A 25205-nucleotide genomic window follows, 5' to 3' on the forward strand; every position below is an offset into this window, starting at 1 on the left:
ATACAGGCTGATAAAAGCTTTTAAAATTTTTACCGGCTCCTTAAAATCAAATGGATTATTTCAGATTTTAATAATTAAGAGCATAAGAATTTTTAAATTCTATAAATAATTTTTTGCAGCATCAATTATTTGGGCGTGATCAAAAGCTAATTCCGGTAAATCATTAACATTTACCCATGAGGCTTCACCTGCATCGTCCCCAGCCTTAAGTTCCTCTTCACAGAATATTCGGCTTACAAAGGCTATAGAAATAGTTCTTCCTCTTGGATCCCGACCCGGAGCTCCAAAGGCTCTCACCTGTTCCATTGTTTTTACCGCAACTCCTGTTTCTTCTTCGAGTTCTCTTTTGGCGGCTGTTTCTAAATCTTCGGCCTCATTAATATAGCCACCAGGCAATGCCCACTGGCCTCCGTAAGGATCATTTTTTCTTTTTATAAGTAAAACCTTGAATTCATTATTTGCATTACAAAAAACTACACTATCTACGGTTACTGCTACTTCTTGCTGTTTCATTATTATTCTAATTTAAAGTTTTAGGTATTTTTATATCTGTTTTAAATCTTTTATTGAAGCGTTCTATAAAATATGCTGAAAGCAATGGCGAAGCCTCTTTTACATTTTGATGTATAAAAAAGTATACATTCTCCAAACCTTCTTTATGCCATTCTTCAAGCTTATCTAACCAATCGTCTAACCTTGTATAATCTGAACTGTGATTAGCGCCGTTGTATCTAATAAAAACGGTGGTATTACTTAACCGCATATGAATTAGATCGCGTCTTCCGGCGGTATCGGTAATTATATGTGCCACATCTCTTGTTATCAGAACATCGTATAGTTCATTAGCTGTGTTTTCATCAGCATACCAATCCGGGTGCCTTAATTCTAATGAGAGCGGAATTTCCTTTGGCCAATGTGCAAGGAAATCATCTAACCTATCTATAAACTTTGGAGCAAAATCGTCACGCATTTGAAGAAAAACCATTCCCAATTTCTCTTTTAATTGAAGCAGGTTTTTTACAAAATCATCAGTTAGCCCCTCGGTCCCATTAAGCCTTTTTATATGACTAATAATTCTTGGAACTTTTGGGAAAAACTTAAAATTATCATCGGCTTTTCCATACCACTTTTCAAACTGTTCTTCGGGATACATTCTATAAAAAGAACCGTTGAATTCTATACTATTAAATTGGGAAGAGTAATATTTCAACTCATCTTTTGTACCCTTCGGATAAAAGTTCTTCAGGTCTTTTTTGTTCCATTTTGCACAGCCAATACGCACATCTTTAAACCCATTTTTATTTCCCCTCTTATTAAGTACTTTAATGGTGTCTGAATGAGTCTCAGGCAGCGTAAAATCCATATTTTCGGGATGGTCTACTTTTCCAAAATTCATTTTAAACTAATATTTGTTAAAGTAAACAGTTTTTCTATTGGTAAATTCCCTGATCCCGTGATGCGATAATTCTCTCCCATAGCCCGAAATCTTAGTACCGCCAAAAGGTAGTCTGGGGTCACTCTTAACAAGCTCGTTCACAAACACAGCTCCATCTTCAAATTTGGGAACCATTTTAAGCGCGAATTTTTCATCTTCTGTAAAAATAGAAACGCCAAGACCAAAACTGGAAGAATTAACGAGATCTACCGCTTCCTGGTCATCTTTAAATTCGGTTACAGAGATCGCAGGTCCAAAAGTTTCTTCATCAAAAACAGGCATTCCTTCTTTGGCTCCTGTGATGATAGTAGGTTCAAAATAAGTTCCATCGCGTTTTCCGCCCAGGATAATTTTTGCACCTTTTTTTACAGAATCTTTGATCTGGTCTTCCAAATCTTCGGCCAGGCTTTCTTTGGCCATGACCCCAATAAAGGTTTCTTTATTCATAGGATCGCCACTTTTTAATTCGCGAACCTGCCTGGTGAATTCATCCAGGAATTCTTCAGCGATATCTTTATGTAATAGTAAACGTTTCCCGGCAATACAGCTTTGACCTGTATTTTGAAACCGAGCTTGTACGCATGTTTTAACGCTTTCAGCAATATTAGCGTCTTTAAATATCACTAACGCATTACTTCCTCCAAGCTCTAAAACCGATTTCATTATTTCTTCGCCGGCAATAGAAGCGACACTGCTTCCTGCACGACCGCTACCGGTCAAGGTTACGGCTTTTACATTTGTATTTCGTATTATATTTTCAACTTTTTTACTGCCAATTTCCAGGTTTTGAAAACAATCTTTTGGAAAACCTGCCCTTTCAAATACTTTTTGAATATTATTGGCGGAAAGCATCACATTACTGGCGTGTTTTAGAATTCCAATATTCCCAGCCATAAGTGCAGGCGCCGCAAACCTAAATACCTGCCAGAAAGGATAATTCCACGGCATCACTGCCAAGACTACTCCTAAAGGCTCATAAGCTACGTAAGAGTTTTTAGCATCGGTTTTTATCTTTTCATTTTCTAATTGAGATTCTGCATTTTCAGCGTAATATTCACAAACCCAGGCACATTTATCAATTTCTGCCACAGCCTGGGTAATAGGTTTCCCCATTTCCTTTGTAATAGCTTCTGCATATTCCTGGGTATTATCTTTAAGCTCTTTTGCAGCTTTCATCATTAAATTACTGCGCTCTGCAAATGAAGTTTCCTTCCAGGATTTAAACCTGGAATGAGCTTTTTGTATACATTTTTCAACTTCGGTATCACTTAATTCGTGATGGTTAGAAATTTCCTCTCCTGTATATGGATTCCTTGAAATTATCATTGGTTAATTAATGTTTTTAGAATTTGGTTGATCCAGGCTTTCATTTAAAGATAAAAAGAAGAATAGGCTTAGGCAGGCCGATTAAGACGATTTTAACGTGCAGAAATGTTTATAACTAGTTTACAAGTCTTTAATGAGGCCCGACTTTTGAGGTTTAAAGTTTATTAAATTTAAGAAAAACACAGTTCTTATGATACCACGTGACCTTCAATTAGTAGCACTTAGGCCAGAAATTCCTTCGGCCCGAGTTTCAGAAAACATGAGTTTAGACGAACAATTTCAGAACAGAACTTTACGGCCAATCGCCAAACTTCAGGATGAATTGTTACTGGAAGTCTTTAGAAATTACACCAAAAAACACAAGAATAAATTCTATGAACTTAAGCTGGAAAAACGCTTTATTTATATTGAAAACGCAATCCAAAAGGATATAAAATTCAGAAATAGTTTAAAGGGTATTATAATAGGACAATTCACTTTAGAAGAATATGCTACCTATATTGAAAATTCTTCGGCCTTAAATAAACGTATGATGAATATTGTAAAAGAGCGTTTACAAAGCAATATTCAGCTTTTAGAAGAGGAAGTAGCGTACTAGAAGCCCGATTAAAATAGTGATCGCAAAACTCATTAATGTTCCTATAAGTACGTATTCGGTTTGCTTTCTGGCGCTGGCATCGGTTTTATCGCTGAAGCGTAGAATAGATTTAGCAGCGATAAGAAAACCTATGGCCGAAAAATTTTGAGTGAGAATAAAGGTTAGTACTAAAATCCTTTCAAAAATACCTATATATCTTCCTGCAGCTTCCAGGCTATGGCTTTCGCCATTGGGTTCAAGTTCATTATGCCAGCGGCTGGTAGCTTTCCCAATTAGAAAACCGGTTGGAAAAATAACCAGTAAATATCCCATCAAAATTGCAAGGATCTGTTGTGAAGAAAATATTTCAGCAACAAAAGGAATCAATTCTGAAAAGCCTTCAATAAGATAAAGCCAAATCAAAATTATGATGAGTATATGCCATAATTGATCTAATAAAAACAGTTTTAAAGTATCTTTTTTATGCTGAAGTTTCCATAGATCGATAAAAAAGTGGCTTACACTAATTACAATAGGTATATACCATAAATGCCATTGCTGAAGAAAGAGATAAGTTAGGAAACCCGCTAAAAATGAGTGAAAATATAAAAACCAGGACTTCGCTTTTTTCTCTCTTTTTTGTTTTACCAGTTTGGTGGGTTGCAGCACAAAATCGGTTAAAATATGTGCCAGGAGAAGTTGAAGCAAGATTAAGGTAATTTCTTCCATAATTAAAAGCTCTGGGCGGTTACATTTTCAAAACGTTTCAGTAAGACCGAAATTGCTTCCCAACCACATGCCTTTTTTCGCTGATTTACCGCCGATTGACTTATATTCAATATTTTGGCAATCTCGGTTTCTTTCATTCCTTTTAAAAGAAAATAAACCACTTCTGCTGAAGCCTGGCTCCATTTTTCCATAACCGCATTTAATAGAAATAAGCTTGCCTCAAATTCAGAATTTAAGCTTTCCAGCGGTGTCTTTAAACGAATTTTCCTGGAATCGTTTTTCATCTCGTCTAAAGTTCTTCCCGATAATTGAAAAGCCTGTCCGTTAGATTCGGCTATAGAATCTCCTTTATAGTCGAAAGTGCCAATTCCAATAGCAATTTTCACATCGGCCAAACTACTTGAAGTTTTTTGATCTTTGGATTTTACTTTATTAATAAGGCTCTTTATTCGCAAAGCTATTTTTAATGAATCCTGATATTTTGAAATAATACCCTGGAAACTATCGCCGCGATAAATTTCAAAATCAATTTCATTTTCGGCATAATCCTGCTGCAATTTTTCAAATTCTGAATTTAGATTCTTTAAAATTTCATCTAAAAACGATTCTGAATAATTGGAAGAATCCACTAAATCGGCTGTGATTACGGCTATCATATTTCAAATATAATAAAAATATTAGTCTGTAAGCTTATATTAACTCTTTATAAGTTTATAGGCTTATATTTAAGCATTATAAGCTTACAGACTTATATACAGATTAACCGGTCTTATTAAACTTTTGCTAAATGTTCTTGTAGACTGTTTAGGTTATTTAATTTTAAAAAAAATCAACAAAAAAATAATATGGTAAGTAATAAAAAAGAACTCTATTTAAACTGTTTAGATACTGTAAATAAGCAAATAGAACGATATCAAAAAGAAATGGACCTCATAAAAGAATCTATGGAGGCCAACGATGTAAAAACAGATTATGACGAAGATAATAAAGGTGAGTTACTAAGCGATTTCGAAAAAAATGCGAGTCGTTTGAGCGATGCCCGTGAGATGAAAGAAAGTTTAAGCCGCATAGATCCAGATCATTATAGCGAGAAAATTAGTTTTGGTAGCGTTGTAGAAACCAGCGGGAACTATTATTTTATCTCAGTCCCTATTGGTGAAATTTCTATGGAAGATGGAAGTAGCGTGTATGCAATTTCTACTGAAGCTCCAATCTACCAGGAAATGGAAGGAAAAGAAGAAGGAGATACCTTTAAATTCAATGATGAGGAAGTGAAAATTACCGCAGTAGGTTAAAAACCTATTCCGGATATTCTACCCTGAGGTGAAAAATATTCTTAAGCTTACGTTTAAGGATCTTTTTCACCACTTGTATTTCTTTAAAAGTAATATTAGCATTTAAAAATTGCTCTTCCTTCATTTGCTTATCAATAATCTTCTCTACAAAATTATCTATTACTCCAGCAGTTGGTTCCTTTAAACTTTTACTGGCGGCTTCTACACTATCACACATCATTAATATTGCTGTTTCTTTACTGAAAGGAATAGGGCCGGGATACCTGAAATCATCTGCTACCGCGTTATCATTTTGCTCTTTCTCTTTCATATAAAAGAAGTAAACCGTGGTGGTCCCGTGATGTGTTCTAATAAAATCTATAACCCTATCTGGAAGATTATGTTTTTTAGCGATTTCAATTCCGTTAATTACGTGATCGGTAATAATTTGTGCGCTTTCTTTGGGCGCCAGTTCATCATGTGAATTCACCGCTGAAGTTTGATTTTCAGAGAAATAAGTCGGATTTTTCATTTTCCCAATATCGTGATAAAGCGCTCCTACCCTAACCAACATGGCATTTGCATTAATTTCATTGGCGGCAGCTTCAGCCAGGTTAGCAACATTGAGAGAGTGGTGAAATGTTCCAGGTGCTTTTTCTGAAAGCTCTTTCAGTAATTTTGAATTGGTATCTGAGAGTTCCAACAAAGACATATCTGAAACCATTCCGAAGATCTTTTCATAGATATAAATCAAAGGCTGCACAAATAGAGTGGCCAATCCCCCAAGTAGGAAGGTTAGTAAAACTTCACCTTCTACATCGGCAATATTTCCTTCCTGAATAACGGTGAAAGCAAAGTATGAAATAATGTAAACCAGGGTAATTTGCCCTACAGATATAAAAAGATTTGCCCTCTTATAAAGTTCAGAAACAGTTAGAATAGTAACAATTCCTGCTATAATTTGCAGAAACATATACTCGTAACTGTTAGGTACAATAAAACCTAATAATAGCACCGTAATCACGTGAGTGAACATTCCTAAACGAGCATCAAAAAAGGCTTTTAAAGTAAGTGGTAAAATACACAAAGGTACTACATATACGTAATCTATATTGAAATTAACCACCAGGGTGGTGAGCAACACCATAAAGAGAATATTGAAGAAAATAAATGTTACCTTCACATTATTCTCAAAAATTTCCTGCCGGTATTTCCTAATAAATAGCAGTAACATTAAAAGCGCCAGCGCCACTAGTACACTATATCCAACTATAATCCACTTATAATTGCTTTCACTCCAAACCTGGGATTCATATTCATTTTTAAGCGATCTAAGAATATTATATTTATTGCCTTCTACCACTTCCCCCCGGGCTATTACCCTACTGCCCTGTTCTATATTACCGCGGGTATAAGAGATGTTATCCAGTTTACTTTGTAGCTCTTTCTGGGTAAATTCGCTATCAAAACTTACGTTAGGTTCTATGAGGTTGAAAAATACTTCTAATAATTCATTTTCAACTTCTGAAAGATTAGATTCTTCAATTTCAGAATTTAAAAAATCCCTTACCTGGTCTTGTTTTAAAATATTTTTATAAGAAATTTCAAAGGCTTCATTTCCCTTTCGTAAATAAACCAACTGATTATCTTCTAACCTGTTGTTGTCCTGTAATAAACCATATTCATAGACACCTTCCAGGGTTTCATTTACAAAACCAATAATTTGAATTTCCCTGTTTTTTAAAATAGAGTCGGGAAAAACTTCCGTTACTACCTCGGGCACTTCAGATTTTACCTGATTGGGAATTTCCTGGTTAAACTGAAAATATGGAGTATGGTTGTTTATTATTTGCTGGCGCTCATCCTGGATTTCTTCTTCAGATTTTAATATAGCAAAATCAAAAGGCGCATATAAATTTTCATATTGCCACGGCTTCCCCTTAGGAATTTCATATTTAAAATTTCCACCTTTAGGAAGCAGGTAAACAATTAGCACTGCGGTAAGCGCAAATAAAAATACCTTGTAAAATAATGCCTGATTCTTATACAGGTTATTTACGAATTTCTTCATATAAATCGTGCTATTGCTCAAATGTACTAAAAAATAGCGCCCAAAGGAGCACTCTTGTTAAGTTCCTTATAAAATCACTAAATTCGCAAAAGAAGAAATAACTAAAACATAAATGATGAATAACGAAGTAGTAATTGTAAGCGCCGCAAGGACTCCAATTGGAAGTTTTTTAGGTAGCTTATCTACCGTAGAAGCTACAGATCTTGGTGCTGTTGCCATCAAAGGAGCTCTAAATAAAATTAATTTAAAACCTGAACTTGTACAGGAAGTTTTAATGGGAAATGTAGTGCAGGCCGGTGTTGGCCAGGCACCTGCAAGACAGGCGGCTTTGAAAGCCGGAATTCCAGATACTGTTCCTTGTACAACTGTAAATAAAGTATGTGCCAGCGGGATGAAAGCCGTGATGCAAGGCGCACAATCTATTATGCTAGGACAAAATTCTATAGTTGTTGCCGGTGGAATGGAAAATATGAGTTTAATTCCGCATTATTTATACCATAGAAAAGGTCAGAAATTTGGGCCTGCAAAAATGGAAGACGGGATGCAAAAAGATGGTTTGGTAGATGCTTACGACCATAATGCGATGGGTGTTTGCGCCGATCTATGTGCTACGGAGCATAATTTCTCCAGAGAAGATCAGGATGCATTTGCCATTAAATCTTACGAACGTTCTGCTGAGGCCTGGGCCGATGGAAAATTTGATAATGAAGTTGTGCCGGTTGAAGTTCCGCAGCGAAAAGGAGATCCTTTAGTGGTAAAAGAAGACGAAGAATTCAAGAATGTGAGAATGGATAAAATAACCTCACTTCGTCCAGCGTTTAGTAAAGACGGAACGGTAACTGCTGCAAATGCTTCTACCATTAACGATGGTGCAGGTGCCGTGGTTTTAATGAGCCGTGCAAAAGCAGAAGAATTGGGCGTAGAGATCCTGGCCAGCATTAAAGGTTTTGCTGATGCCGCACAGGAGCCAAAATGGTTTACAACTGCTCCAGCCAAAGCTTTGCCTTTAGCGCTTAAAAACGCAGGTGTTGCTCAAGATGATATAGATTTCTTTGAATTTAACGAAGCTTTCTCTGTAGTTGGACTGGCCAATATGAAGATTTTAGGAATTAGCGACGAGATCACCAATGTTCACGGTGGTGCTGTTTCTCTAGGTCACCCACTGGGCTGTAGCGGAGTAAGAATTCTTATTACTTTACTAAATGTATTGCAGCAAAATAATGCTAAATTAGGTGCAGCCGCAATTTGTAATGGCGGTGGCGGTGCATCTGCAATGGTAATAGAGCGAAACTCTTAATTTTATATTTTTTATTGAATGCAATACGGAATTTGCCCCCTAAGCATTGTGCCACTTCGCGAAACCACATCTAATAATAGCGAAATGGTCTCTCAGGTTCTTTATGGAGAACATTTTAAAATACTTGAAGAACGTGCTCAATGGAGCAGGATTCGTGTTGCATTCGATAATTTTGAGGCCTGGATCTCAAATAAACAATTACTTAAAATTTCGGAAGAAACTTACTTCCAGTTAGACCAGGCTACTCCAAAATATTCTGCAGATCTTTTTGATTTTGTGACCGATCATAACGGGCATCTTATAACTATTCCTATTGGCGCTTCGCTTAATGCTATCGGTTTATTAAACCATCACTTTGAGGGACATTCGGTTTCGGGAGAGAAACCTAAAATGGAAATTGTAAAAACTGCACTACTCTATTTAAACAGTCCGTATGCCTGGGGCGGAAAATCGCCGCTGGGAATTGATTGCAGCGGACTTACACAAATGGTTTATAAGCTAAACGGCTACCAATTAAATAGAAATTCAGCCGATCAGGCTAAACAAGGTGAACCACTTAGTTTTATTGAAGAAAGTGAAGCCGGAGATCTTGCCTTTTTTGATGATAAAGAAGGAATAATAGATCACGTAGGTATTATGATGAACGATAACTACATTATTCACGTAGATGGAAAGGTTAGAATTGATCGCATTGATCATTCAGGAATTTTTAATGCCGAATTAAAAAGACATACCCACCAATTGCGGGTAATAAAAAAGATCATTTAAGATTTATCGAAAATCGTGGAAAAGTTTTGGTTTTCTACTTTCTCTGGGAAATTTTAGTTTTTCTATTTTTTCTACGGAAGTTTTTTCTAATGTGACCTTCACTTTTAATCCAGATTGTAAATGCTCCTGAAGCTTACTAGTTTCAGTAAAATCATTCGGAATCCTTATCAGGATTTCATCCGTTTGATTTTCATTTGAACTTGCTTCAATAACAAAGATTTTCAGGGAATGAAAAGCCGTAAGTAAATTGATGATTTGCTGCGGATAAAGTGTAGTTCCTTTTAATTTTATCATTTGCTTTTTACGCCCAACAGGAGTGCTAATTCTCATTGACTTTCTACCGCATTCACAATTTTCACCATAGAATTTCACCATATCCCCGGTGGCAAATCTCACCAATGGCATTGTTTGGGTTTGCAAAGGAGTGACTACTAATTCTCCAATTTCACCAGGATTCACAGCATCAGCATTTTCATCTAAAACTTCAGTAAAAATCAAATCGGGCAAGCTATGATTTCCGGTGTGGAATTCACACTCGGTAAAAGCCGTACCCATTTCTGTACTGGCGTAGGTAGAAAATAATTCTATATCCCATAAATCCTTTAATTTTTGTCCTAAAGAATTCAGACTGAAATCTGGGTTTCGCAAAGGTTCGCCAATACAAACAGTAGCTTTAATCGAAGAGCTTTTATAATCAATTCCATTTTGCCTGGCAAAATCGATCATTTTCAACAAAAATGATGGAACTGCGACGAGAAAACCAGGTTGAAATCGTTCTATAGATTCCCACTGCAATCCGGGCAGACCGCTGCCGGTTCTTATAATCCCGGCTCCCAGTTTTCGTAATCCTAAAAAGTAAGCCATCCCGGCCATAAATCTGCGATCTAAAGTCGTAGTAAGTTGCACCACGCTAGATTTCTTGACTCCTACCATTTCAAAAGACTGACGTTCATTTTCTGCCAGCCGATCTAAATCGGCGTCATTTAAGGCAAAACTAACGGGATTGCCTAAAGTTCCTGAAGTGGTAACATAATCTATAATTTCATCTTTAGGAACCGCAATAAATTCTTGATTATAATGCTGTAAATCTTCTTTAGTAGTAATCGGGATCTTTCTGAATTCCTCATAAGATGGAATTCCTTCAATATCAATTTTACAATCTGTAAAACGCTTTTTATAAAATGGAGAATTTGCCACAACGTAACTTAGCTGTATTTTTAGCAATTCCTCATTCTTATTTATATCGTAGAAATTAGTCATTTAGATTTTGCGGTAAGATTTTTTTATCATTTTATCTAAGTATTCTTCATCTGGTAAAGTGGTTACTTGCCTCCTTTTTGCCTGCTTATAATTGATCACCGCTTTTTTAAATTCTTTTTGCTGAAAATAATAATCTCCGGCAATTTTATAAACTTCCCAGAAATGAGGATTTAAATACTTTAAACGCTTAATTTTATCTTCTGAAACTTCTTGTTCTTTAGAAATGGCTTCAATGATTTTCCCATTTAATTTTCTGTATTTCTCGTAATCTTTATAAGCTTCAGTATTTACAAAAAGATCTTCTGCAATGTTTTCTTCAGCAAGCATAACACTGCCAGAAACATTTCCAGCTTCAAACTTTTTAAATGCAGTATCAAGGTCGTAAGCCACAAAAGCACCCAATTGATAAGGATTCGCAGATATCCAAACCTTATTTTCTTCAGGTTTAAAAATAATGCCGTGGTGGGCAAGCAATTGATTAATAGCCATTTCATTTCCCGTTCCCAGCTTAACACCTTCTAAACCTTCTTTGTTCCTTAATATTTCAGCAGCTTTTTGAGGGTTTAATTTCTCTTTTTCAGAAAGTAACTCCTGCATTCTATCAAATCTATACTGAGTATGGCTTTCCTCAATGGTTTTTAAGTTTCGGTTATCTTCCGCATAAGCTTCACTTTGAAAATGATTGCTGCAAATTAATTTATTAGAATTTTCAACTTCAAAAACTCCAAAATTTCCCGGAGCTACTTCAATTAAGATCGCCCTACCTTCTTTTGCGCTCCCCACCATAATAGATTCCGAAACAAAAACTTCACGCTTTTTAGCGATCTCTATGGCTTCGGTAGTTGAAGTTGCATATTGAAGAATTTCACGGGCAACCAAACTAATTGGAGTTTTGGCCTGCAACGGAATTTTACTTTTTCCAGCATTTATGGTTACACTTATTCCCTTTTCATTCAAACCACTCACAGAACCAATCATCCCGGCCCAGGTGTACATCATAAACTTATGCCCTTTATCGGGATTAACAAAGGCTGCAATCTTTTCTTCCGCAAACTCATCTCCCGCATAGAAATCGAAGTTCCGCCCAAGTAGTAATTGTCCGTCTTCAGTTTTATCGTCCCAGGCGGCAAAAGAAGTACAGCCTACCAACATCAAATCCTGCAACGCGTGACCTATATCGTGTGCTCCATGGAAATAGAGCATACGCACATAAGCCGGGGCAAAATCATTGTACTTTTCCAATCCAAAAAGAGAGGTGCCGTAAATTTCCTGTTTATATTCTTCGGGGACGTGCAGGTACATTTTTCGGTTAAACCAGGCGACTGTTTTCTTTAAGAAATTTCGGTAACCGGTTTCAGGAACCAACTCATAGATATTCTCCATAAAGGCAGTTTCTTGTTTATGCATCAACTCCCGGGTTAGGCTTCCGCTAGTTACGCCACGTTCCAGCGCGTTGCCTTCAATATAAAGCTCCCAAATTCCGTGTTTATTTTTATAAAGGGAATTCTTCCCTAAACGATAATGATTGTCGCTTATCTTGGTTCTGGAAGTATCTATTTTTTCTATTCCGGTAATATCTGGCCGGTCCTCCATGGAACGTTTTACTCCGCAGGAATTTAAGAGGAACAAAATCCCAAAAACAATAGATATTTTAATAAAAAGTAACTTCATTTAATCCATTCTTTTTAAAACCAGGATATTATTTTGTCGATAAATAATCTCAAAATTTAAATCGATAAGCCACCGGTTCTCGTATTCTGAAGTTAAAATAATCACTTGTTTAGCGTTCCGGGAAATATTTTCTTTTAATACCGAAGCGATTTCTTCTGAAGGTTTTTCACTAATTAGATAAACTGGATATTCCTTTAAATCTTCTGGCCAGGATTTGCGAAAAGTAATATTCTCAGCATTACTTTGAGCAGTGTTTTTGGAAATTTTTCTATTTTCTTTATTTATATCTAAAACAAAGAATTTATTTTCAGGATTTTTCAGACTTAAAAATACAGGGAGAATCCCGTAAGAGGAATTCAACATAAAAATTTTCTCCTTCGAATCTATAAATTCGGAAACTTTTAAAAATCGTTCGCGATTTTGGGTAAATTCCTTTTTAGCAAATGGATACACAGATTTATACCTGTAATTTCCCAAAACAGCATTTTTTAAGTAAAGTTGCTCTTTATTCCCTGATTTTTTAAACAGAGCATAGAAGCTAAAAGGAGCTTTCTGCACCAATTTTCTTCGGAAAAATAAAAGATCGAATAATTTTGTTTGAATTACAAAAGCCACCAAAACCGCGGTTAGAACTCCAATTACAGAAACCACAGAAACCGATTGGAGAGCAGGATGTTTGGCTAAAACCAGAGCACCTATGCCCAGTAAAGTAGTAATTACCGAAAGCAAAATGGAAGCCTGGTAAGTTTTTAAAGCAGGTTTCCCTGTCTCGTATTCCTTTAAGCAGGCGTTGGTGATAAAAATACTGTAATCCAGCCCTAGCCCGAAAATAAATGTTGAAATTATAATATTTAGGATGTTGAATTCTATGCCTAAAACGGCCATTATCCCTAAAGCGATGATCCAAGTTATAGCAATGGGCAATAAAGTAAGTAAACTAAGCAACAAATTCCTGTAAAAAACGAGTAAAACAATAAAAACAGCAATTAGAGAGAATAAAATAAGTTGGTTAAATTCGCTCTTTAAATCCCCAAGGAAATCCTCGTTCATTTGCTTTCGGTCTATAGCAATAATGCCCTCTTTTTCTTCCAGTTCCTGTAATATTTCAGGATTATTTTCTTCAAAACTTAGCGTACTGGTCACCGTGGAAAAACCCGGATTATTATTTATAAAATCATCTAAATAAAGAGTAGAAACATCACGGTAATCGTCCAGGAATATACCGTCAAAGTCTTTATTCAATTGCTCGTAAAATCGGTTAAAACTTTCTGCTTTAAAACCAAGTTCAGCAGATTCATTTAAAAGAGTATTTTTTAGGTTTTCCTTTTTAGAATCTGTCCAAAACTCTTCCCAGTACTCTATTCTTTCTGTTTGTTTATCGGTAGAAAGGACTACCCCGCCAATACTGCTAAAACTCTTAATATCACCTGTTTTTTCCAGGTTTTTAAGTTCCCGGTAAAGCTCGTTATTTCTGGAAAGAGCCTCCTCTATATCGTTCCCATAGGAAACCAAATAAGTGGTATTAGCAGCTTCATCTGCAATCTGCTTAATTTTTTCTTCAGTTTGCTGTATGTCTTCCGGCTCAAAATTAAGTTGGGAAATATCTTCATTAAACTCAACTTTGCTGAAGAAAAATAATCCGCAGAGAAATAGCAAGAGTACAAATCCGACTAAAAATTTATTTTTATAGAATCGCTGAGATGCGAGCTTATCTATCCAGTTGTTTTTAACTTTCTGCTTGTTTTTAGGCGGCTTATAAAACTGCGGAATAAGAATTAAAGAAAATACTGAAGCCGTGATTACACTCACAGCAGCAAAGATCCCCAAATCATTCAAAGCTTCACTTTCCAGGAAAAGCAAACACAAAAATGCGATAGCAGTAGTAAAGCTGCTCATTAAAATAGGTTTGCTCACTTCTTTATATAGAATTCTTACATCGGCATTATTTCTAAAATGGGTGAGTATATGCAACGCATAATCGAGGCTTATTCCCAATAAAATCGCACCTATTCCTAAAGAAATTGCTGAAACACTTCCTTTGACAAAATATAGCAAAGTAATTGCCGAAAAAGCGCCCAATAGACTGGGAAGAAAAAGCAATAATGGTACGTAAAATCTTCGGTAAAATAGGATTAGGAGGATTAGTAAAATAGAAAAAGCAATACTAAGCGTAAGCTGAATATCGCTTTTTATTTGTTTTGCATTAGCAATGGCGTACAGAACTCCTCCAAAATATTCAGCTTTTACTTCTGAATTCCCATTTAATTCAGAAATAATTTTGTCTAATCTCTCAATAAAAACCTGATTATTTTTAGTTTCAGAAGCCGGATATGTAGGTGTGATAAAGAGTAACAAATGCTTTTCATCTTTGGTCACCAGGTAATTATTGTAAATCTTAAAATTGTCGTCTACCTGTAGTTCCTGTAATTTCTCTAATCCCAGGTGGGTTAAAGAAAGTGGATCTTTAAAGAGAAATTGCTTTGTTATAAATCCGGTTGGGGAAATTAAGTCTCTGTAAGAGCTTTTCAATCTTTCCTGAATGCTGTCTTCCCGTAGTCGGGCATTTATTTCTTCATAATCCTCTGAATTAAGAAATAATGGTAGATTTTGATAAACAAAATCATAAACTTCCAAAATCCCTTCTTCCGGGATTTTTCCCTGTATTTTGGTAATATATTCCGGGAGTTTTTTATCTAAAGAATCTGTGAGTTTATTGGCATAAGCAGTAAGTTCTTCCGGATTTTTATCTTCTGAAGAAATCGTAATAATAAGTTTATCTGAAAACTCGGTATTATCCAAAATCTTGCGTAAAGCATCCTGCTTTTCCCCTGAAGGAATTAGTTTGGTGATATCTTCTTCCAGTTGGATTTTAAAAGAGAAATATCCGCCGGCAAGCACAAAGAGAAGCAGTAACAAAAAACCAACAGCCTTTTGTCTTCTAAAAAAATAATAAAGCTTTAGGAAAAAATTGTGCATTTAAGGTTTTACCACCTGTTTTTGGTTTCTTACCGAAAATAAGAAATAAAACACAATCCAAAGCAGTACAGCGGCAATTCCTGCCAGTGCAAAACTACCAATTATATACTGCCATAATCCAAGGAAAATATCGGCAGTAGAATCAAAATCTTCCGGTCTTAATTCCCAGGCAAATCCGCGGCCAGTTAATAAAGATCCTGCCTGGTAACTCGCATAAATTATAAAAGGAATAAGCGGAGGAATACTAATATTGCTGAATAGAAATGCTACAACTTTATTGAGCTTAAACATTGCAGCTAAACTAAAAACAAGCAAAGTATGTAAGCCCCAGAACGGTAAAATTCCCACAAATACACCCAGGGAAATCGCTGCAGCTTTTTTATGCGCAGGTTCCTGACTTTTAATTATATTTTCTTTCCAAAAACGCTTAAAGCCTTTCTTTCTAAAATCCTGGTAAGTATCGCGGGGGTGGATATAGAAAAAACTCACCAAAACAAACCATATATACAGTAATGTTATCCTAGTAATATCCCAAAAAGGCCGGAAGTGTGTTACGCGGTTTTCTTCATAAAAAACCTTAATAGGCACGTTTCTTACCTTCACTTTACGCCAGGCGGCCTTTACTATAATCTCAATCTCCAGTTCAAACTTACTGGTATACAGCTTAATTTGGTTTATTACCCTTAAAGGATAAAGTCGGTAGCCACTTTGTGTATCGGTTAATTGAGTACCGGTTACCACTAAAAACCAGAAGTTAGAAAATTTATTTCCGGTGGTACTTTTTCCGGGAATTCCATCCTGTCCCATATTGCGATCTCCAACCAGTAAAATTTCAGAATCGGGACTTTTTTCCTCTAAATGACTTAAAAAAACATCCAGATCGTCAGGATAATGCTGCCCGTCTGAATCTATGGTTATTGCATATTCGTAACCAACTTTTTCCGCAATTTTAAATCCGTGTTTTAAAGCTTCTCCCTTCCCCCTGTTTTCTTCAAAATGATGCACATTTATTTGAGAAAATTCTTTCAGAATTTCTTCCGTAGCATCGGTAGAACCATCATTTACTACCAAAAGATTAGAGGTATACAACAATAGATCCTGTAAAACGCTGGCCAGGCTTTTTTCATTGTTGTATGTAGGAATTAGGATACAACAATTTAAAGCTTCAAATCTGGACTGGTGTATGGGTTCTTGGTTCAAATTAAAATGGCTTTAATTGCAAAAGTAAAATTAAAAAGTAAAGCACAAACTTCTAAAAGCTTAAGATTCAACTTTTTTATAAAGAGAGTTGATTTTCAAAGAAATACCTTCAGAATTCTTAGCTATACCTTTAAGTTTTATTTCCTGATTCTCTTCTGTAATTTCTGTTTCAAGGTTTAAAACCGCATCGGTATTTGGATCTACCACGGCCATAAATTTTACGTTATTACCTTTTTTAAACTGAAGTTTACATCCACACCTTCGCTCTGCTTCTTCTTTGAATAAATTCATTAAAATAACACCCGGAGTTACCGGCCTACCTGGAAAATGGCCCTCGTAAATCTCGTGATCTTTATTAATTTTTATCTGGGTAAGCTGCTTCCCGTTTTCTTCGGAAGAATTTAAAACTGAATAAAAATTCTTTAATAACATGTATTGGCTGGTATTGTTGTCTTACTAAATTACACAGAAAAATTCAGGTATTTTACCTTTCATAAACATTTTATGGTTCAAAAAGGCTAGCAGGTATTTCGCGGTTAATTTTAATATTACTAAACTCTATAGTCGTCATATCTCCTGCTTCTTCCCGCAAATCAACTTTTTCAACGATATTTTTTTCATTAAAGGATAAGTGGATTTCAGCAAACATTGCTTTTAAGTTTTTATCCTTCGGAATTATTAAAGCAGCAATCAAATTGTTTTCGCGACTATAGGAAATATCAAAATTCTCATTATCCTGAAGCAATTTCCCGTTAACACTTCCTGTAATAAGTTTGGCAATTTTATCAAAAAGCTTGTTAGAGCCGGTGTTTCTCACGCTTTTATCACCTGCGTCATTTATATGAAGTTCACCTTCTACAAAAAGAATTACATAATCTTGTGGCTCTGCGTATTCCCATTTTAATTTTTCAGGGTTTTGATAATAAAGTTTGCCGCGGCTCACAGATTCTTCTGTGATCATTTCAATCTTTTTGGTTTGTATAAAGTCGGCTTCCAGAGTGGTGAGCTCGTTAGCTTTAGTCATCATTTCCTCCTGAAATTGAGATATTTCATCTTTAGAAAGCTCCTCCTGTGCCGCTAAATTCAGACTTAGAAATAAAATTAGAATATTAAGAATACGCATTGATTTCCAATAATTTATCAGGTCTTACAACCTCATATTGATTATTTTTCAAAAATAGCAACAACTGTTCCAGTATATTGACGGTTTTAGCATTATTATCGTGCAAAAGGATTACCGCTCCCGGTTTAAGCCTTTTTTTAATTCTATTCAGAATAATTTCTTCTGAAGAAAGTACCGCATCAAAAGACCTAATGCTCCAGCCTATAGATTGCATTCCTGTTTTTTGAAGAGCTTTTTGCGTTTTGGGACTTACAATTCCGAAAGGCGATCTAAAAAGATTCATTTTTATCCCGGCGGTTTCTTCGGCAATTCTATTACATTCTTCTATTTCACGCACCAGGGTAGAAACGGGTAAAGCTCCCATTTTACGGGTATGACTATATGTATGATTGCCAACCAAATGATTTTCTTCAATAATTTTTCTGAAAATTTCAGGTTGTGCTTCTATATGCTTTCCAATACAGAAAAACCCGGCTTTTACCTCATATTTCTTTAAAACCTTTAGAATTTCCAGTGTATTTTCCACCGGGCCATCATCAAAAGTTATCGCTACTTGTTTATTTATAATATTTCGATTTTCACTAATAGAGTTTACAAAGAAATTGAACCTAACATTCGTTGAGACGGTAAGTAAAAAAAGCAGGTAGAGAATAATAAAAGTTAAGACATACCAAAATGAGGTGAGACCGAAGAAAGTCAGTACCAAAGCTCCGCAAAGCAGAAAGATAATAACCGTATTTATAATTTTAAACCGCACTAAGTAGCATTAAACTGTGATCCCTGCCAAGATACTGATTGTAAATAAGAATATGTTTCGGGATTTTACAATCAACATTGTTTAGCTTTAAAATTGCAGGAATCTTACTAGTTTTTAGAATTTTAGCAGCCACAAAAACTGCATATCCCGACGCCGTATCAAAGTCGCCCACAAGATGCTTATAAGCTAACTGAGGTTTATTTTTCAACAATTTTCTTTGAAGATTTTTATAAAAATAATCGTACCTATTATCTCCATTTTTTCCTAAAATAACTGCATCTATAGCTGTACTATTCAGGTTGTTTTTTGCCAGAAAATTTTCAATTTCATTAATAATAGTTTCAGGTTTAATCACATTTTTTATAGAAACACTTTGAAATTCAGCATAAGTATTTTCCTTCTTTTCTTTAGAAAGGACAAAAAAATGTGCACCTTCTGAAGTAATCGTACCAGTAGAATCTTCCCTCAGTAGATCAAGATTTTTAATGGGATTCAGTTTTAACTGACCATCAAGTTTTTGAAATGAAGTGATTTTTTCTGAAATCTCATCTACTCCTCCAGCTAATATTGAACCAATTTCAGGATTTTCATTGAACTGCATTTGGGCATCCAGCAAAGCAGTTTCCAGGGAAACCGAATTTTGGGTGTAAGTCACATTATAATTTTTACATCCTAAATTTAAGGCTATTTGCCCCCCAATCGTGTTGTGGGTAGATTGGATAAAAGAAGTTGGAGTCAATAATTTCTCGTCCAAATCGAGCAGATTTTCCAGGAATTTCTCGGTATCCTGTTTGCAGCCTTCGCCTGTTCCGGTAATAATTGCACCGGGAACTTCAACTTTGGCTTCTTTTAAAGCAATTTTGGCTGAAGTAACTCCCATTTTTATGGCTTTAGACATTCGCCTTAAAGCCATAGGTTTTATAAATTCTTTATAATTTGGGGAAATTGCAGGAAAAATGTTCTCCCGATAAATAGTTGCAGATCCTCTGGAAAATAAATCTTCCTCCTGAGCAGAAATACTCCCAATCCCATTTATATAGATCTTATATCCCATTTTCACTAAAAATTAAAGAAGTACAATTTCCCCCGAAGCCAAAAGAGTTTGATAACACGTAATCTATAGGTTTTTCCTTCAAATTAGTCACCGGTATAAACCCAGGATTTAGCATTGGATTAGAAAAATTAAGGTTTGGAAATACCTGTTCATTTTGAATTGCTAACAAGCTATAAACCGCTTCCAAAGCTCCCGCTGCTGCTAAAGTATGCCCGGTAAAAGCTTTTGTTGAACTAAAATCTGGAAGTTTATTGCTAAAAATTCTCTCCAGAGCTGCACTTTCAGCCTTATCATTATTTTTGGTTGCGGTACCGTGGGCATTTATATAATTAATTTTTTCGACAGGAATTCCCGCAGTTTTTAAAGCTTTTTGCATAGCTAAAAAAGCTCCTTCCCCATTTTCTGAAGACGCAGTTTGGTGAAATGCATCGTTAGCATTACCATATCCTGAAATTCGCCCTAAAACCGGTTTACCATTAATTTCCTCTTCAGCTTCTAAAACTAAATAGGCAGCGCCTTCGCCTAAATTTAATCCTTTACGGTTTTCATCAAAAGGTTTGCATTGTTCATTAGATAGAATCATTAAAGAGTTAAATCCGTTAAGTGTAAATTTTGTGAGACAGTCTGTTCCGCCAACAATTACCCGTTTCAGCTTTCCGGTTTTAATCATTCTAGCGCCCAGCATTATCGCATTAGCTCCAGAAGAACAGGCGGTACTTATTGTACTTACAAACCCGTTAACTTCAAAATACTCCGCGATCTTTTCCGTAGTAAAACCGGGATGCTGCGCACGAATAAATCGGTTATTATCAGTTTTCCCTTCTGAAAAATCTTTGAAATAGGTTTCAGTAGCATCCATTCCCCCAACGCTGGTGCCCGAAATAAAACCAGTATCTCCATCTAATTTAAGATTAGCCTGGAATATGGCTTCTTTCACGGCCAACGCTCCTAATAAAGCAGCCCGTGTATAACTATGATTTTCCGGAAGGTTTAATTTTTTAGCAATGCTTTCGTTAGAAATTTTTATTTCCCCCACAGGCAAATGCTTATAAATTGTTTTTAGAACTTCAGGAGTAGAAATACCGTGCTTTCCTGAAATTAAAGAATTATAATTTGCCGCAGTGTTGTTGCCAATCGCAGAGATAATCCCCATTCCGGTAACGGCAACACTTTTATTCATAAATTATTTAGTTCGGTTTTCTTCAATAAATTGAGCCATTTGGTTTATGGAGACAAAAATTTCTTTTCCCTGAGCTGGATCGGTGAGTTTTATCCCATAATCTTTTTCCAAAAGCACAATAAGCTCCAATGCATCTATAGAATCCAGGCCAAGACCATCGCCAAAAAGCGGTTCGTCGTTGCTTATATCGGCAGGTTCCATATCTTCCAGGTTAAGTTGCTCGATGATGCTTTCTTTAAGTTCGGTGTGTAGGTTTGTCATTTTCAGCGCAATATAATTTTTTGAGGCTTTCTTCAGAAAATGGAATGTTTTTTTCCTTTGAAACCAGGCACAAAAATACATCATATTCGCCATTTTGCAAGTCTAACCAACCACAAAGCACCCTGGAAGTTTTTTCTGAAGATAACAGGGATTCTGAATAATCTTTTAGCAGGCCGGCATTAAAATCTTCTGAAATAAAAAAGGCATTTTCACTTTGCAATTTATATTTAATGCTTATTTCGCCTAAAACTATATTTGGAAGTGTATAAACAAACAACGCAGGCGACGCAAAAGTTTTTGTGCTTTCCTGAAATTGCTTATCGGTTTCCAGGCTGGAAGCATTGTTTGAGATTACCAGGGCGGTATCTTTTGTGGGTTTATTTTTTCTGAAAATAATTTCTGAACCCAAAATTCCCAATTTTGACAGTCCGTCCATTTTGTGAAATTTAGGATACTTTATTTCTAAAAATTCATAGCATTCCTTTAGAAAAAGATTAAGTTCCTTTTCTGTAGATTCAAAAATCAATTTTCCTGAATTAAAAATTTCACCGTTTTTAATCTTTACCCAATCCTGTATGTAAAATTGATTTGACATTTTATTCTTTTTCTGCTTTAAAAACCAAAGCCAGGTTACATCCGCCAAATCCCGACGCGGTTTTTAGGGCATAATAGATTTCTTTGTGTTTATTACTTTGAATAATATTTAAAGACTTCGAAACTCCCAATTCGCCGAAATTTTTAGAAGCAATTAATTCATTATTCAGCATCGAATGTTTGGTTATAATACTTTCTAATAAAGCTGAAGCGCCCAAAGTATGCCCATAAAAACCTTTTAAGCTATGAATTGGCACTTCCTGCAAACCAGATCTATGAAATGCAATACTTTCCATCTCATCATTATATACCGTAGCCGTGCCGTGTGCCGATAAAAGCCCGACTTTTTCTGCGGAAATTGATGCATCTTTTAGCGCTTTTTGAATGCTTATATATAAACCCTCCCCGGTCCGCGAAGGCCCCGAAATATGGTTGGCATCATTCGCAGAAGCATCACCAATCAAACTGATAACATTTGAAATCTCGGGCTTTTCAGTACTTACCATGATAGCTGCTGCGGCTTCTCCAAGGCTAATCCCGTCCCGTTCTTTTGAAAAAGGTTTGCAGGCTTCAGTGCTTAAAGCCTGGAATGAATTAAAACCCGAGATCACAAAATCACTCACCAAATCCGCTCCAACAACTATGGCATTTGTAAATTTTCCAGAATTCCCCAACCTTCTTGCCACTGCAAGGCCTAATCCTCCGGAAATACAGGCGTTGGAAAGAATTATGGGTGTTTGCTTAAAACCGAAAAAATTAGCAACAATTTTACCCAATTTACTTAATTTTAAACGACTTTCAGGAAAATCGCCAGGTTCTTTTAAAAGGTTTATGTTTCCTTTGGTGGTTGTAAGAATTAGCGCAGTTTCTGTTAAATCCAGGTTTTTATTTTTGTCCAGGAGCTGCTTTACTGCCAGCAGGATCATTTTTTCCAGTTTGGTAAACTTTTCAATAGCTCCAATTTTTGAAAAAACCTGGTTTAATAGTGTTTCATCAATAATTCCGGCAAAAAATTGGTTTTCGGTAAATTCTGGTTTCTGAAATTTTAAACCCGACTTTCCCTCACGAATGGCCTGGATATTTTCTTTGGTAGAAAATCCCAATGGAGAAATAATCGCATCTTCTAACAGGTAGAGTTTCTTCATTAAAGCAGCTTCATTTTCTTTTTCCAATCTAAGAAAAACGGCGGATTATTTAATATCAATTTCCGGTTTTCATCCAGAAAAACCTGTAGCGTTTCTCCGGTGCAAATCAGGTCTTCCCCTTTAAAAATTTTATAACTGAAATTTATTTTTGCAGCTTCAGAATTTATAAAAGTGGTTTCCACCTGAAACGAATCGCTATATTTTAAAGGCAATTTGTGTTCGCAAATAGATTTTACAATTGGTGTGGAAAAACCTTTAGTTTGAGCATCTAAGTAAGAAATACCGTGTTCGCGGCCAAAATCTTCACGACCTTCTTCGAAATATTTTAGATAGTTGCCGTGCCATACAATTTGCAACGAATCACACTCGTGAAAACGGACTCTTAATTTTGTAATGGTGGTTAAGGATTTCTCCAGCATATTAATCTACAGTAACAGTTTTCATTTCTGAAGTGGCTAAAAGCTTTCCTTCTTCATCAAAAGTACGTGCACCAACCGAAGTTACATTCATAAACTCCTGAAGGATTTCTACGTACGTGACTAATTTAGTTCCAGCTTTTGGAAGTTCAAGGATTTCAACAGCTTTAATAGCGCCAATAAAACCGGTTTTTGGTTTATCCAGTCCGCTTAAAAATCCTTCGTAACCACGCCAAAGCGACATACTTTGGGCCATATGCTCAATAAGACCCGGTTCAGAAAAAATGGCATCTTCCACCAAAATATTATCCATAGGTATGGTGAACCCGGTAGTGCCGGTCTTATCGGTGTATTCCAATAAACTGTCTACCATAACAAATGGAGGTTTTTGTGGAATTAACTGCAGAATTCGGTCTAATTCTCTAATTGGTTCTTTGAGTAAATTTTCTGCCATAAGCTGTTTTTTTTAGCTGAAATCGTTCCAGTAATCGTAATAATTATACCATTGATGCGGATACTTTTTTAGCATAATTTCCAGGTTTTCAAGATAAGCTTTTAATAGATTTTTCGCATCATTATTCTCAGGATTATAAGGCCTGGCATAAAAATGATAATGAAAATTCTTCTCTCGCATAATATGTACAAATAATACAGGAATTTCATTACGGGCCGCTAATTTAAATGGTCCCTGCGGAAATTTCACTGGTTTTCCCATAAAATCTTGAGTAAAAGTCTTAGCATTTTCGGTATACCGGTCTGCGGCAAAAACCAGGAGCTCGTTGTTTTGAAGTGCACGGTTCATCTCAAAAATATGGGAAAGATCTTCTTTTAAAACAATGAGTTTTATAGCCGATTTCCCTGTAACCGAATCCAGGTAGTCTTTAATTTCCTCGTGCTCTAAATCGGTTACCACCAGGTTTACAATATGATGATTGTTGGTTTCATCAAAAAAATGTTTTGCAAGATTAAAATTTCCAATGTGAGCGGTAAGTAAAATTCCTCCTTTTTTCTGTTGAAGTAAGTTTTGGATATTCTGAATCCCATCAAACTCAAAGCTATATTTATGTTTTAATCCAGAAGCTATAGCCACGCGATCTAATTGAATTCTTCCAAAGGTAAAATAGCTTTTATAAACATTTAAAGCCGCTTTAATTTTTGAAAAACCTAATCTTTTTCGAAATAAATAATAAACACTTTTAGTAGAATTAAAAGCGAAGAAAATAAAGTAAAGAGCTACAAAAAGAAGGACAAAATAAGAAGCATAAAGCCCGAAAGTTTTAATTATAAAAACGTAGATCCTTAATCCCAGAACGGTACCACGCGATTGTCCTTTCCAATTAGACATAATTTATGAATAGAGTCCGCCGTTAATATTAATGACTTCGCCGGTAATATAGGAAGCCTTTTTAGAGGCCAGGAAACTTACCAAATCGGCTACTTCCTCGGCTTCGCCAAAACGATTTAAGGGAATCAATTTTTTAAGTTCATTGTCATCAAAATCGGCAGTCATGTCTGAAGTGATAAAACCGGGCGCTACAGCATTTACAGTAACTTTTCTTTTACCTATTTCCTGTGCCAGGGCCTTCGTGGCAGCGACCACCGCTCCTTTTGCCGCCGAATAATTTACCTGGCCCGCATTGCCTTTTAATCCTGAAAGTGAAACAATATTGATAATTCTACCATAGCGCCTTTTCAGCATATCTTTGATTAGTGGCTGAGTGACATTGTAAAAACCATTTAAACTGGTATTGATCACCGAATGCCAGTCTTCAGGTTTCATCCACATAAAAAGTCCGTCGCGGTTAATCCCCGCATTATTTACAATGATTTCAATTTCTGCTTCCGGATTATTTTTAGTGAAATTTTCAAGCGCTTTAGAAGTTTTTTCAGCATCTGCAACGTCAAACTTTAGTAATTCGCATTTTACACCTTCAGCTTCAATTAGTTTTTTGGTAGATTCCGCAGCTTCGGCATTGGATTGGAAATTCAGCAAAATATTATACTGCAATTCCTGGGCTATTTTTAAAGCAATAGCTTTTCCAATTCCGCGAGAAGCACCGGTGATGAGGGCGTATTTCATTTAATCTCAAA

26 protein-coding genes are annotated in these 25205 nt (G+C 35.9%); 4 read left to right on the forward strand and 22 right to left on the reverse strand.

Annotated features, from left to right (window positions below):
- Window positions 1–99: 99 nt before the first annotated feature.
- From AO058_RS12560 to AO058_RS12570, 3 genes are read right to left on the reverse strand one after another with little or no spacing between them, the layout of a single operon-like run.
- Window positions 100–513 (reverse strand): NUDIX domain-containing protein, encoded by a 414-nt coding sequence (locus AO058_RS12560; protein WP_075326894.1) that lies wholly within the window; start codon window positions 511–513, stop codon window positions 100–102.
- A gap of 7 nt (window positions 514–520) precedes the next feature.
- Window positions 521–1396, reverse strand: coding sequence for a DUF72 domain-containing protein (locus tag AO058_RS12565; protein WP_075326895.1), 876 nt, complete (start codon window positions 1394–1396; stop codon window positions 521–523).
- A gap of 6 nt (window positions 1397–1402) precedes the next feature.
- Window positions 1403–2761, reverse strand: a complete 1359-nt coding sequence (locus AO058_RS12570; protein ID WP_075326896.1) for an NAD-dependent succinate-semialdehyde dehydrogenase — start codon at window positions 2759–2761, stop codon at window positions 1403–1405.
- A 190-nt stretch (window positions 2762–2951) separates the two neighbouring features.
- Here AO058_RS12570 and AO058_RS12575 point away from each other — a divergent pair, with 190 nt between their 5' ends.
- Window positions 2952–3359 carry a hypothetical protein gene (locus tag AO058_RS12575; protein WP_057483138.1) on the forward strand — a complete coding sequence of 136 codons (408 nt, stop codon included), beginning with the start codon at window positions 2952–2954 and terminating at the stop codon, window positions 3357–3359.
- Here the strand turns inward: AO058_RS12575 and AO058_RS12580 are convergent.
- Window positions 3336–4067, reverse strand: a complete 732-nt coding sequence (locus tag AO058_RS12580) for a DUF3307 domain-containing protein (protein WP_075326897.1) — start codon at window positions 4065–4067, stop codon at window positions 3336–3338. The two genes, AO058_RS12575 and AO058_RS12580, sit on opposite strands and share 24 nt — an antisense overlap.
- 2 nt (window positions 4068–4069) lie before the next feature.
- Entirely contained in the window at window positions 4070–4723 is a 654-nt protein-coding gene (locus AO058_RS12585; protein WP_075326898.1) for a hypothetical protein, read from the reverse strand.
- A 189-nt stretch (window positions 4724–4912) separates the two neighbouring features.
- Here AO058_RS12585 and AO058_RS12590 point away from each other — a divergent pair, with 189 nt between their 5' ends.
- Entirely contained in the window at window positions 4913–5362 is a 450-nt protein-coding gene (locus AO058_RS12590; RefSeq protein ID WP_075326899.1) for a transcription elongation factor, read from the forward strand.
- A 4-nt stretch (window positions 5363–5366) separates the two neighbouring features.
- On the opposite strand, the gene AO058_RS12595 is transcribed toward AO058_RS12590, so the two are convergent.
- A complete protein-coding gene (locus AO058_RS12595; RefSeq protein ID WP_075326900.1) occupies window positions 5367–7412 on the reverse strand; it encodes an HD family phosphohydrolase in 2046 nt (681 codons plus the stop codon).
- A gap of 115 nt (window positions 7413–7527) precedes the next feature.
- Between AO058_RS12595 and AO058_RS12600 the strand changes: the two genes are divergently transcribed.
- Window positions 7528–8709, forward strand: coding sequence for an acetyl-CoA C-acyltransferase (locus AO058_RS12600; RefSeq protein WP_075326901.1), 1182 nt, complete (start codon window positions 7528–7530; stop codon window positions 8707–8709).
- Window positions 8710–8727: 18 nt separating this feature from the next.
- Window positions 8728–9477, forward strand: coding sequence for a C40 family peptidase (locus tag AO058_RS12605; protein ID WP_075326902.1), 750 nt, complete (start codon window positions 8728–8730; stop codon window positions 9475–9477).
- A 3-nt stretch (window positions 9478–9480) separates the two neighbouring features.
- On the opposite strand, the gene AO058_RS12610 is transcribed toward AO058_RS12605, so the two are convergent.
- The 16 genes from AO058_RS12610 to fabG all read right to left on the reverse strand — a co-directional run bounded on the left by AO058_RS12610 (window position 9481) and on the right by fabG (window position 25194).
- On the reverse strand, window positions 9481–10737 hold the full coding sequence (locus tag AO058_RS12610) for a phenylacetate--CoA ligase family protein (RefSeq protein ID WP_075326903.1): 1257 nt from the start codon (window positions 10735–10737) through the stop codon (window positions 9481–9483).
- The gene (locus AO058_RS18385) at window positions 10738–12408 is read right to left on the reverse strand and encodes a C45 family autoproteolytic acyltransferase/hydolase (protein WP_075326904.1); all 1671 of its coding nucleotides are present in this window, start codon (window positions 12406–12408) and stop codon (window positions 10738–10740) included.
- Entirely contained in the window at window positions 12409–15384 is a 2976-nt protein-coding gene (locus AO058_RS18390; protein WP_075326905.1) for an MMPL family transporter, read from the reverse strand. It lies immediately after the preceding gene.
- Window positions 15385–16584, reverse strand: a complete 1200-nt coding sequence (locus AO058_RS12625; protein WP_075326906.1) for a DUF2062 domain-containing protein — start codon at window positions 16582–16584, stop codon at window positions 15385–15387.
- Between the two features lie 60 nt (window positions 16585–16644).
- Window positions 16645–17016 (reverse strand): hydroxymyristoyl-ACP dehydratase, encoded by a 372-nt coding sequence (locus tag AO058_RS12630; protein ID WP_075326907.1) that lies wholly within the window; start codon window positions 17014–17016, stop codon window positions 16645–16647.
- A 70-nt stretch (window positions 17017–17086) separates the two neighbouring features.
- Window positions 17087–17707, reverse strand: coding sequence for a LolA family protein (locus AO058_RS12635; RefSeq protein ID WP_075326908.1), 621 nt, complete (start codon window positions 17705–17707; stop codon window positions 17087–17089).
- Window positions 17694–18464 (reverse strand): polysaccharide deacetylase family protein, encoded by a 771-nt coding sequence (locus AO058_RS12640; RefSeq protein ID WP_075326909.1) that lies wholly within the window; start codon window positions 18462–18464, stop codon window positions 17694–17696. The genes AO058_RS12635 and AO058_RS12640 overlap by 14 nt, the downstream gene beginning before the upstream one ends.
- Window positions 18454–19518 (reverse strand): beta-ketoacyl synthase chain length factor, encoded by a 1065-nt coding sequence (locus AO058_RS12645; RefSeq protein WP_075326910.1) that lies wholly within the window; start codon window positions 19516–19518, stop codon window positions 18454–18456. Before AO058_RS12645 ends, AO058_RS12640 begins: the two co-directional genes overlap by 11 nt.
- A complete protein-coding gene (locus AO058_RS12650) occupies window positions 19508–20698 on the reverse strand; it encodes a beta-ketoacyl-[acyl-carrier-protein] synthase family protein (protein WP_075326911.1) in 1191 nt (396 codons plus the stop codon). Before AO058_RS12650 ends, AO058_RS12645 begins: the two co-directional genes overlap by 11 nt.
- A 3-nt stretch (window positions 20699–20701) precedes the next feature.
- The gene (locus tag AO058_RS12655; protein WP_075326912.1) at window positions 20702–20959 is read right to left on the reverse strand and encodes a phosphopantetheine-binding protein; all 258 of its coding nucleotides are present in this window, start codon (window positions 20957–20959) and stop codon (window positions 20702–20704) included.
- Entirely contained in the window at window positions 20934–21554 is a 621-nt protein-coding gene (locus AO058_RS12660; RefSeq protein ID WP_075326913.1) for a hypothetical protein, read from the reverse strand. The genes AO058_RS12655 and AO058_RS12660 overlap by 26 nt, the downstream gene beginning before the upstream one ends.
- Before the next feature lies 1 nt (window position 21555).
- On the reverse strand, window positions 21556–22698 hold the full coding sequence (locus AO058_RS12665; RefSeq protein ID WP_075327968.1) for a beta-ketoacyl synthase N-terminal-like domain-containing protein: 1143 nt from the start codon (window positions 22696–22698) through the stop codon (window positions 21556–21558).
- Entirely contained in the window at window positions 22698–23117 is a 420-nt protein-coding gene (locus tag AO058_RS12670) for an acyl-CoA thioesterase (protein WP_075326914.1), read from the reverse strand. Before AO058_RS12670 ends, AO058_RS12665 begins: the two co-directional genes overlap by 1 nt.
- 1 nt (window position 23118) lies before the next feature.
- On the reverse strand, window positions 23119–23568 hold the full coding sequence (locus AO058_RS12675; RefSeq protein WP_075326915.1) for a hypothetical protein: 450 nt from the start codon (window positions 23566–23568) through the stop codon (window positions 23119–23121).
- 12 nt (window positions 23569–23580) lie between these two features.
- Complete coding sequence (locus AO058_RS12680; protein ID WP_075326916.1) at window positions 23581–24459, reverse strand: LpxL/LpxP family acyltransferase; 879 nt, start codon at window positions 24457–24459, stop codon at window positions 23581–23583.
- 3 nt (window positions 24460–24462) lie between these two features.
- Window positions 24463–25194 (reverse strand): 3-oxoacyl-ACP reductase FabG, encoded by a 732-nt coding sequence (fabG, locus tag AO058_RS12685; RefSeq protein ID WP_075326917.1) that lies wholly within the window; start codon window positions 25192–25194, stop codon window positions 24463–24465.
- Between the last annotated feature and the right edge of the window lie 11 nt (window positions 25195–25205).

The sequence above is a fragment of the Salegentibacter sp. T436 genome (assembly GCF_001932675.1).
Lineage (GTDB): Bacteria > Bacteroidota > Bacteroidia > Flavobacteriales > Flavobacteriaceae > Salegentibacter > Salegentibacter agarivorans.

What these genes read in the sequence shown, in the direction of transcription:
- AO058_RS18390 (WP_075326905.1), bottom strand. Translation starts at nt 15,384, where the DNA reads ATGCACAATTTTTTCCTAAAGCTTTATTATTTTTTTAGAAGACAAAAG.
- AO058_RS12595 (WP_075326900.1), bottom strand. Translation starts at nt 7,412, where the DNA reads ATGAAGAAATTCGTAAATAACCTGTATAAGAATCAGGCATTATTTTAC.
- AO058_RS12580 (WP_075326897.1), bottom strand. Translation starts at nt 4,067, where the DNA reads ATGGAAGAAATTACCTTAATCTTGCTTCAACTTCTCCTGGCACATATT.
- AO058_RS12680 (WP_075326916.1), bottom strand. Translation starts at nt 24,459, where the DNA reads ATGTCTAATTGGAAAGGACAATCGCGTGGTACCGTTCTGGGATTAAGG.
- AO058_RS12565 (WP_075326895.1), bottom strand. Translation starts at nt 1,396, where the DNA reads ATGAATTTTGGAAAAGTAGACCATCCCGAAAATATGGATTTTACGCTG.
- AO058_RS12600 (WP_075326901.1), top strand. Translation starts at nt 7,528, where the DNA reads ATGAATAACGAAGTAGTAATTGTAAGCGCCGCAAGGACTCCAATTGGA.
- AO058_RS12670 (WP_075326914.1), bottom strand. Translation starts at nt 23,117, where the DNA reads ATGCTGGAGAAATCCTTAACCACCATTACAAAATTAAGAGTCCGTTTT.
- AO058_RS12660 (WP_075326913.1), bottom strand. Translation starts at nt 21,554, where the DNA reads ATGTCAAATCAATTTTACATACAGGATTGGGTAAAGATTAAAAACGGT.
- AO058_RS12560 (WP_075326894.1), bottom strand. Translation starts at nt 513, where the DNA reads ATGAAACAGCAAGAAGTAGCAGTAACCGTAGATAGTGTAGTTTTTTGT.
- AO058_RS12570 (WP_075326896.1), bottom strand. Translation starts at nt 2,761, where the DNA reads ATGATAATTTCAAGGAATCCATATACAGGAGAGGAAATTTCTAACCAT.
- AO058_RS12665 (WP_075327968.1), bottom strand. Translation starts at nt 22,698, where the DNA reads ATGAAGAAACTCTACCTGTTAGAAGATGCGATTATTTCTCCATTGGGA.
- AO058_RS12655 (WP_075326912.1), bottom strand. Translation starts at nt 20,959, where the DNA reads ATGACAAACCTACACACCGAACTTAAAGAAAGCATCATCGAGCAACTT.
- fabG (WP_075326917.1), bottom strand. Translation starts at nt 25,194, where the DNA reads ATGAAATACGCCCTCATCACCGGTGCTTCTCGCGGAATTGGAAAAGCT.
- AO058_RS12630 (WP_075326907.1), bottom strand. Translation starts at nt 17,016, where the DNA reads ATGTTATTAAAGAATTTTTATTCAGTTTTAAATTCTTCCGAAGAAAAC.
- AO058_RS12590 (WP_075326899.1), top strand. Translation starts at nt 4,913, where the DNA reads ATGGTAAGTAATAAAAAAGAACTCTATTTAAACTGTTTAGATACTGTA.
- AO058_RS12650 (WP_075326911.1), bottom strand. Translation starts at nt 20,698, where the DNA reads ATGAATAAAAGTGTTGCCGTTACCGGAATGGGGATTATCTCTGCGATT.
- AO058_RS12645 (WP_075326910.1), bottom strand. Translation starts at nt 19,518, where the DNA reads ATGGGATATAAGATCTATATAAATGGGATTGGGAGTATTTCTGCTCAG.
- AO058_RS12610 (WP_075326903.1), bottom strand. Translation starts at nt 10,737, where the DNA reads ATGACTAATTTCTACGATATAAATAAGAATGAGGAATTGCTAAAAATA.
- AO058_RS12585 (WP_075326898.1), bottom strand. Translation starts at nt 4,723, where the DNA reads ATGATAGCCGTAATCACAGCCGATTTAGTGGATTCTTCCAATTATTCA.
- AO058_RS12635 (WP_075326908.1), bottom strand. Translation starts at nt 17,707, where the DNA reads ATGCGTATTCTTAATATTCTAATTTTATTTCTAAGTCTGAATTTAGCG.
- AO058_RS18385 (WP_075326904.1), bottom strand. Translation starts at nt 12,408, where the DNA reads ATGAAGTTACTTTTTATTAAAATATCTATTGTTTTTGGGATTTTGTTC.
- AO058_RS12675 (WP_075326915.1), bottom strand. Translation starts at nt 23,568, where the DNA reads ATGGCAGAAAATTTACTCAAAGAACCAATTAGAGAATTAGACCGAATT.
- AO058_RS12575 (WP_057483138.1), top strand. Translation starts at nt 2,952, where the DNA reads ATGATACCACGTGACCTTCAATTAGTAGCACTTAGGCCAGAAATTCCT.
- AO058_RS12605 (WP_075326902.1), top strand. Translation starts at nt 8,728, where the DNA reads ATGCAATACGGAATTTGCCCCCTAAGCATTGTGCCACTTCGCGAAACC.